Source organism: uncultured Gemella sp. (assembly GCF_963515875.1).
Lineage (GTDB): Bacteria > Bacillota > Bacilli > Staphylococcales > Gemellaceae > Gemella.
The window spans coordinates 1-8,366 of the sequence record NZ_CAUPZX010000058.1; the positions used below are offsets into that span (position 1 = coordinate 1).

At 29.8% G+C, this 8,366-nt stretch carries 11 protein-coding genes; 2 read left to right on the forward strand and 9 right to left on the reverse strand.

The genetic code is table 11. The features are described from left to right. The 9 genes from RWL85_RS08080 to RWL85_RS08120 form a co-directional block, all read right to left on the reverse strand. A partial coding sequence (locus RWL85_RS08080; RefSeq protein ID WP_314086921.1) for a hypothetical protein occupies positions 1 to 226 on the reverse strand: 226 nt, incomplete at its 3' end. Positions 227 to 483: 257 nt separating this feature from the next. Then, the gene (gene mnmA / locus RWL85_RS08085; RefSeq protein ID WP_314086923.1) at positions 484 to 1,596 is read right to left on the reverse strand and encodes a tRNA 2-thiouridine(34) synthase MnmA; all 1,113 of its coding nucleotides are present in this window, start codon (positions 1,594 to 1,596) and stop codon (positions 484 to 486) included. After that, on the reverse strand, positions 1,596 to 2,720 hold the full coding sequence (locus RWL85_RS08090; RefSeq protein ID WP_314086926.1) for a cysteine desulfurase family protein: 1,125 nt from the start codon (positions 2,718 to 2,720) through the stop codon (positions 1,596 to 1,598). Before RWL85_RS08090 ends, mnmA begins: the two co-directional genes overlap by 1 nt. 95 nt (positions 2,721 to 2,815) lie before the next feature. Next, on the reverse strand, positions 2,816 to 3,631 hold the full coding sequence (locus RWL85_RS08095) for a phosphotransferase (RefSeq protein ID WP_314086929.1): 816 nt from the start codon (positions 3,629 to 3,631) through the stop codon (positions 2,816 to 2,818). 89 nt (positions 3,632 to 3,720) lie between these two features. Then, positions 3,721 to 4,761 (reverse strand): tRNA (adenosine(37)-N6)-threonylcarbamoyltransferase complex transferase subunit TsaD, encoded by a 1,041-nt coding sequence (gene tsaD, locus RWL85_RS08100; protein WP_314086931.1) that lies wholly within the window; start codon positions 4,759 to 4,761, stop codon positions 3,721 to 3,723. Next, complete coding sequence (gene rimI / locus RWL85_RS08105; protein ID WP_314086933.1) at positions 4,748 to 5,200, reverse strand: ribosomal protein S18-alanine N-acetyltransferase; 453 nt, start codon at positions 5,198 to 5,200, stop codon at positions 4,748 to 4,750. Before rimI ends, tsaD begins: the two co-directional genes overlap by 14 nt. Continuing rightward, entirely contained in the window at positions 5,184 to 5,852 is a 669-nt protein-coding gene (gene tsaB / locus RWL85_RS08110) for a tRNA (adenosine(37)-N6)-threonylcarbamoyltransferase complex dimerization subunit type 1 TsaB (protein WP_314086935.1), read from the reverse strand. The genes rimI and tsaB overlap by 17 nt, the downstream gene beginning before the upstream one ends. Next, positions 5,846 to 6,298 carry a tRNA (adenosine(37)-N6)-threonylcarbamoyltransferase complex ATPase subunit type 1 TsaE gene (gene tsaE, locus RWL85_RS08115; protein WP_314086947.1) on the reverse strand — a complete coding sequence of 151 codons (453 nt, stop codon included), beginning with the start codon at positions 6,296 to 6,298 and terminating at the stop codon, positions 5,846 to 5,848. The genes tsaB and tsaE overlap by 7 nt, the downstream gene beginning before the upstream one ends. 315 nt (positions 6,299 to 6,613) lie before the next feature. After that, a complete protein-coding gene (locus RWL85_RS08120; protein WP_314086939.1) occupies positions 6,614 to 7,204 on the reverse strand; it encodes a nitroreductase family protein in 591 nt (196 codons plus the stop codon). Between the two features lie 171 nt (positions 7,205 to 7,375). Between RWL85_RS08120 and RWL85_RS08125 the strand changes: the two genes are divergently transcribed. Together RWL85_RS08125 and RWL85_RS08130 are read left to right on the forward strand one after the other, a co-directional pair. Continuing rightward, positions 7,376 to 7,720 carry a helix-turn-helix domain-containing protein gene (locus RWL85_RS08125; protein ID WP_314086943.1) on the forward strand — a complete coding sequence of 115 codons (345 nt, stop codon included), beginning with the start codon at positions 7,376 to 7,378 and terminating at the stop codon, positions 7,718 to 7,720. 4 nt (positions 7,721 to 7,724) lie between these two features. Next, positions 7,725 to 8,273 (forward strand): hypothetical protein, encoded by a 549-nt coding sequence (locus tag RWL85_RS08130; RefSeq protein ID WP_314086945.1) that lies wholly within the window; start codon positions 7,725 to 7,727, stop codon positions 8,271 to 8,273. Positions 8,274 to 8,366: the final 93 nt, after the last annotated feature.

Sequence of the window (8,366 nt, forward strand, 5' to 3'; positions counted from 1 at the left end):
CCTGTGCATGGTTATCTAGTTCAACAAGAATATCTACCGCTATATTAAAATCCGACGCGACATTACTATTAGCAGTAAAGATTTGATTTCCTTCTATAAGCTTTGCAGTTTTCGCAGGTAAATCAAAAATATCTTTTACAAACTGTAACGCTACTTCTTCATTACGAAATATTTTTTTTACAACTAAATCATTAACAGGTTTTATATTTTTATGTCTTTCCCCCATTTTATTCACTCCCTTAGTTTGTTACTTAAAGTATATCACATATATATGATTAATGCGAATGTTAAATAAGAAATGATGTAGTTTAAACATTATCATTTTCAAAATAGTAACAATAAAGATTTTTAGAAATTCATATTAAATTTTATAATTTTAGTTATTTCCTTTATTTCCTATTTCTATAGAACTAAAATAAAGAATACTATTTCAAAAAATCCTAAAAATTAGATTTTCTCTAACTTTTAGGATTTTATTAAATATTATAGTTGAAGTTTTTTTCCATCTTTATAGACCTCATCGATAATGGCTCCACCTAGACAAACATCTCCATCATAGAAAACAACCGCTTGTCCTGGTGTAACAGCTCTAACAGGCTCTTTGTAGACAACTTTTACTTTATTATCCTCTAAAACTTCCACCTCTACCTCAGTATCTGGTTGACGATATCTGAATTTTGCAGTACATATGAATTTATTAGGTTGTGGATTTTTAGTTGTAAATGATAGTGAACTTGCTAGTAAACTATCTGAGTAAAGTTTTTCATTATGGAAACCTTGACAAACATATAGTACATTATTTTCAAGGTCTTTACCACATGCAAACCATGCTTCACCTTCAGTATCTTTAGTTCCACCAATACCTAGTCCATGACGTTGACCGATTGTATAATGCATTAAACCAATGTGTTCTCCACGAACATTACCATCTAAATCAATCATCTTCCCGCCTTGAGCTGGTAGATATTGTGATAAGAATTCTCTAAAGTTTTTCTCACCGATGAAACAAATACCAGTTGAGTCTTTTTTCTTCGCTGTTGCAAGACCCGCTTCTTCTGCAATCTTACGAACATCTTTTTTCTCAAGTTCTCCTACCGGAAACAAGATATTTTTGATTTGATGTTGTTTTAATTGCGATAAGAAGTAAGTTTGGTCCTTATTATTATCTACGCCGCGCAACATTAAACGTTCTCCGCCAACATCCTTAACGCGAGCATAGTGACCAGTAGCCACATAATCAGCACCTAAATCCTCTGCATATTCTAAGAATACTTTAAATTTAATTTCCTTATTACACATGATATCAGGGTTAGGTGTACGTCCTTTTTTATATTCATCTAAAAAGTACGTAAAAACTTTATCCCAGTATTCTTTTTCAAAGTTAATAGAATAATAAGGAATATCTAGTTGTTCACATACTTTTATAACATCCTCATAATCCTTCTCAGCAACACAAACCCCTCTATCATCTTTTTCTTCCCAGTTTTTCATAAATACTCCAATAACATCATATCCTTGTTGTTTCAAAAGATACGCTGTTACTGATGAATCTACTCCACCGCTCATTCCAACTACTACTTTTTTGTTGCTATTCATTATAAGTTCCTTTCTTTTATTCTTTTCTCTAAAGTTACAATTTTAGTTATAACTTCGTCTATTAATTCTTTATTAATATCGAATCCAACACTAATTCTTACAGAATGTGCTGCACGTTCTATATCATACATTTCCTTAATTATACGACTACCTTTTATATTACCAGAACTACAAGCAGAACCTCCAGATATATAAATAGATTGTGCATCCAAATACGTTATAAGCCTTTGTGCTTCTATATTTTTAAAGTAAATATTTAAAATATTAGGTAATGAATTTTCTATAGATCCATTCACCTCAAATTCAATATCACTCTTTTCAAGTTTTCCTATAAAATAATTTTTTAACTCACGAAGACTTGGTAAAGATGCTAATGTTTCAGTTAAACAGTCACAAAGTACCAATATTCCTAATAAGTCAGTTGTACCTGAACGAAGACCGTTTTCTTGTCCTCCACCTAGAAGAAGTGGTTCAACGTCCCCATCTTTTGCATACAGAAATCCAAAATTATTAAGTGAACCAATCTTATGAGCAGAGGCAGAGGCAAAATCAAGACCTAATTCTCTAACATTTATTTCTACTTTTCCTAGAGCTTGAACAATATCACTATGTAATAAAATGTTTTTATCGGCGATAAGATTTGAAACTTCTTTTAGAGGATTTAATACTCCAGTTTCATTATTAGCTAGCATTATTGAAATCAACACCGTATTAGAATTAATCTTTTCTTTTAATTCTTCTAGATCTATAGTTCCACTTTCTCCTACTGATAACTCATGAACCTTAAATCCAAATCTTTCAAGTCTCTTAGCACTTGCTTTAACCGAAGGATGCTCTATTGAAGAAATTATTATCTCTCCTGCTTCAAATCTATTTAACACATGATTAAATACTGTATTATTGCTCTCAGTTCCACCAGAGTTGAATATTATTTCCTCAGGCTTTGCATTAAGGGCTCTTGCTATACTCTCTCGACCCTCTCGAACTAATTTTGAATTTTTCTTACCTAGAGTATGGCTACTACTTGGATTAGCATAGATTTCTCTTATTACATTCATATTTTTTTCTATAATATCAAAATGTTTTTTTGATGTAGCTGCATAATCTAAATAAATATTCGCCATATCATCGCCTCCTAATTGTAATTATACTATATTTTAACACAAATAATAGTCAAATAAAATCAATTGCACTTTATTCAAATATAACATCTAACTTATTAAAAATTTCTGACATACTCTTCAACATCCGCTAACATCTTTAATCCTAACACCTCGAATTCTTTATCTTTAATACGTTTAGTATAGTTTAAAATACCTAATGCCGAAATAAAAATCATACAATACTCTAGTTGCTCAGAAAGACCTTTCTCATTTGAATGTGCATAATAATGTTCTAAAAACAATTCTATTTTACTTTTATCATTATTCAAATCCTGATAAAAATATTTAATAAAGTCTAAATAATAACTAGCATACTTCACTCTTTCAAAATCTATTAATACTAAGCTATCATCTTTTTTCATTATATTTCTTAGACCAAAATCCCCATGGATTAATACTAATGTTTCTTCATATTCCGCTTCTAACACTTTTATATTTTTTAAGAATTTCGAGTTAATTTCACATACCTTTTCATATTCTCTTCTATCAGCTATTCTTGACACATTTTTCTCTAAAACTTTTTCTAAAGATACTTCTTTTTCATTTTTTATCAACAGCCAATTATCTTTATGAAATTCAGCAATTAACTTTGCAGTTCTAATAATATCATCATCAGCCATAGTTTCTCGTGTTATTGGTATATAGTTTTCATACTCTAATACAAAAGCATTATACTCTTGTAAATTCAATAATAAATTATTCTGATCTTTTAATACTTCATACTCTAAATTATATTTTAACCGATCTTTAAAAATCTTAACAAAAATTTCTTTATTAAATTTTTTAGAAAAACCTGCATAATGATTATTTTCAGAAATATGATTAATTTTTTGTAAGTCTGCATCTAATAATTCATCAAGTTGTCTTTTCATAATTCACCAAAATAGTCATAAAAAAGGAGTGACTCAAAATTATGATTTTCGAAAAAATCAATTTTGTCGAGTCAGTCCCCTTCTAATACTTATCCTCTAACTTCTTCTAAGTCTAATGTTGACTTCGCATTTAGCGTTAACGGATTAGAAAAAATATTATTTTTATAATAATAGTATCCTACTGCTCCCATCATAGCTGCATTATCGCTACAATAGCTCATTTTCGGAATAAGTACTTCTACTCCTAATTGCTGTTCTAGTTCTAGGACTTGTTTACGAAGTTCGCTATTTCCTGCCACTCCACCCGCTAATATCAATTGTTTTACGCCTAAATTAACAATAGCTTTCTTAGTTTTAGCAATTAAAACTTCCACTACCGCAGTTTGGAAGCTACAAGCTAAATCTTCAGGTACGATTTCTTCACCACGTTGTTTTGCGTTATGAACAAAATTGATTACCGCTGACTTCATACCTGAAAAACTAAAGTTATAATCATCACTATCAATCATTGCACGAGGAAATTTATACTTATCTTCACCCAACTTAGCTAATTTGTCTACTTTAGGACCTCCAGGGTACTCAAGATTTAACTGTCTTGCGACTTTATCGTAGGCTTCTCCTACAGCGTCATCATGAGTAGAACCGATTATTTCAAAATCAAGTTCATCTTTCAAATAAACCAGTTCTGTATGCCCCCCACTAACAACAAGAGCTAACGACGGATAAACTATATCATTGTCTATATTACTAGCGTAAATATGTCCTGCAATATGATGTGCACCTATTAAAGTTTTACCTAAAGCATAGCTTAATGTTTTCGCCACATTAACACCAACTAGTAATGAACCGATTAATCCCGGTCCTTGCGTTACACAAATTGCATCTATATCGTTTAAAGTAATTTGAGCTTCTTCCAAAGCTTCTTCAACAATTTGCATTACTACTTCTATATGTTGTCTACTTGCTATTTCAGGTACCACTCCACCAAATTGCTTATGAGTTTCAATTTGACTACTTACAATATTCGACAGTACTTCTTTACCATTTTTCACAACAGCTACACTAGTTTCATCACAACTTGTTTCTATAGCTAAGATAGTTACATTTTCTATATTTTTACATTCTTTCATTACTAAAATCCCTTACCATTACAAAAGCATTTTCCCCATTATTTTTGTAATAATTTTTTCTCATATCGACTGTTGTGAATCCAGATTTTTCATAGACAGTTATCGCAGGCATATTACTTACACGCACCTCTACAATAGCTTTTTTAACACCTTTTAGTTTTAATAATTGCATTACGTAAGTGAAGAAAATTTGGCCTAATTTCTTATTTTGATGAGGTTTATCTATAACTATTTTATTAACTTGATATTCATCAGCCACAAGCCAACCACCACAGAATCCAATAATTTCACCATCATTAAATAATCCATAATATTCTGCGTTTTCATGTTCCAACTCAGATTTAAACATTTCTTTCGTCCACGCATCTTCAAAATTATCTATATCAATTCTTGATAATATATCTAAATCATTAACATCTACACTATTTATTTTTATCATTTTCTAGTTCCCTTTCTGCTTCAGTTTTTCTTAAATATTGTGGTTTCATATTATAACAATCAATCTCTTCTAAAGAATCATATATTTTTACAATATTAGCAGCTCTAACCATTTCGACATTTTTTGATCCATCAAGAAGATAATCGTTTAATTTAACTATATCCTTACTAATGTACACATATTCTTCGTTCTGTAAAGATAAAAAGTTGTTAATTTCCTCAAGTGAATAATATCCTTCTTCAAATACTTCTACTAATTTACCATCTTCATTTTTATACACCGCTCCAAAAACATTAGTACGACGTGCATCAATAAAAGGTACTAATAGCTTATTACTATCAAATTCTAATAACGCTTGTAATTTTAATGATGACACTTTTTTCAATTTAATCTTTAATGTATAAGCTAAAGTTTTGCATACTGCTGCAACTACACGAATCGCTGTGTATGAACCTGGTCCTTCACTTGATATAATTTCAGTTAAATCCGTTTTTTTCTTATTAGCTTCTTTTAAACAATTATCAATTTCCTCTAAAATAACAGCTGATAAATTATTACTACATACAAAGTTTTTCTCAGCTAATACAGTCTTATTTTCAAAGCATGCGATTGAACACACTCCGTTAGAAGCTTCTACTATTAAACTTACCAATTTTCACGAATCCTTTCTTCAATTTTTTTATATTCTCCATTAGAAATAACTTCAATTTCTCTGTAATCATCCACTAAGCGAATATTAAAAATTAATCTTTCATTGGGTAAAAACTCTTCAATAAATTCGCCCCATTCGATAACACTCACATTATTTTCAAAGAAAATATCTTCAAACCCTAAATCTTCATCACTATCTTCCAAACGATAAGCATCTATATGATACAATTTTCCATTAGGATATTTATATTCTTTCATTATATTAAAAGTTGGTGAATTGACCACACTCTTCACACCTAAATATTCAGCTAAATATTTCGTAAAAGTAGTTTTCCCTGCTGCTAAATCTCCATTTAACAAAAGAACTAATCTATCTTCTATACCTTCACTAACAATTTTCGCCAAACGTTTAGTATCTTCTAAATCTCTTATAACTATTTTTAACATTGTTAAACCTTCTAAATTTTCAAATTTATTTACCAACTACTATAATACCATATTTACCAGTATATTCCAACAACTAACAATGTAATTAATAACATAAAAAAACGGGAGTGACTCAAAAATCATGATTTCGTAGAAATCGATTTTGTCAAGTCACTCCCGCACAGTTTATTAGATATCTAAAAAGTTTTTATAAAGCAAATTTAGATATCAATAAATCACTGCTTCTATGAGTTATCATGTAAACTTTTTAAAAATCTAGGACTTTAGAGTCAATCCCGTTTTTATAACTCATATAATCCGTCGTTAAATCAAATCTTATTTTACTACCCTTACTCTTGAAGTTCTTTCAATTGGTGCAGCTTCTTGTAGTTTTTCACCAAACGGCATTTGAGCACGTAGTACTAAGTTCGCTGGAATATCCCATTCAGCAGCAACTTTTTCATCAATTACAGGGTTATAGTGTTGAATATTAGCTCCAACTCCAGCCTCTGCTAATGCATTCCAAACTGCAAATGATGCAATTCCAGTTGATTGTTCTGACCAAATTGGGAAATTATCAGCATATGATGGGAATTGTTCCTGAAGTCCTTTTACTACATTATGATCTTCAAAGAATAAAATTGTCCCATAAGCCGCAGCAAAACTATCAATTTTACCTTTTGTAGTTGCTTTAGCTTCTTCATTTTTTAAGAATTTTTCTAATTCTCCAAAAGTAATATCCCAAAGTTTTTGGTGGTTTTCACCTAATAATACAACTACATGAGCAGTTTGTGAGTTAAATGCACTTGGTGAATGTTTAACAGCATTATCAATAATTTCTAACACTTCTTGTTCAGATACTGGTAAGTTTTTACCTAACGCATATACACTTCTTCTATTTTGATATAAATTTTTTGCTTCTGTCATTATTATGTCCTCCGTTTTTTAGCTATTGTCAAACCTTATTATTTGTTTTATAATTATTATATATAATAATTATAATATTAACTAAAAAAATAACAAGTACGTTTTTTTATAATAGTTAGTATCATTTATGATAGAATTGTATAATATCAATGAAATTTTAGGGAGATTTTTATGGAACAACAAGAACCTTTTGGAAAATGCCCTTTTTTTACAACTCAAAAAATATTGTCTGGTAAATGGACTATACTAATTCTTCATCTACTTGAAGATAAAAGTGTTAGATTTAACGAGTTGCAAAGATCACTAGGGACAATTACCCAAGCTACGCTTACAAAACAATTAAAACAACTAGAACATGATGGACTTATAAATCGCAAAGTCTATGCTCAAATTCCTCCTAAAGTTGAATATAGTTTGACAGCTATTGGAAAAAAATTCCAATCAGTACTTAATGAATTAGAAATCTGGGGAAATGACTACATTGATTACTTAAAAGAAAATAGAGAAGCAGTATAATACTATGGATAAACTAAATGAAATCAAATCAAAACTTCACCTTCTTTCTAGTGAGCAACTAGACATAATTTATAGACTTATTTCTTCTTGGAATATTAAAGATAACAAAATCCAAACAGATGAAAATTTAGTTAAAAAAATCTACGAAAGTACTATATCACCTATAGAAGATCCTCTAAAAAATTATACAAAAGAAGAACTTTTAGAAGAATATGGTGTATTATTTTACAATCAACAAGGTACAGTAAACTCTAATTTTGGAGAAGTTTCCATCGAATATAATTATGATGATAATCATACAACTCCAAGTTTTAGTGAACAAATAGAACTTAACAAAATTTTTAATGTTGCGGATAATAATACTTATTTTGAAACAAATAATTCAAACAGATTTACTTTTGACAAACCCTCAAACACTAACACTTCTAATATTGAATTCGACGATTTTGATCCACTATTTCCAGATACTGATTTCGATTCTTTAACAGGTCTAAACAAAAGTAAATACGATGATTTAGACTTTTCAGTATTAATTTCGAAAAAACCTAAATAAACTTAAAACAGACTCTAAACATTAACATTGGTTTAGAGTCTCAGATTGTTGACAAAACGACCAAAATATCAATGAAGATATTGATGTTTTGGT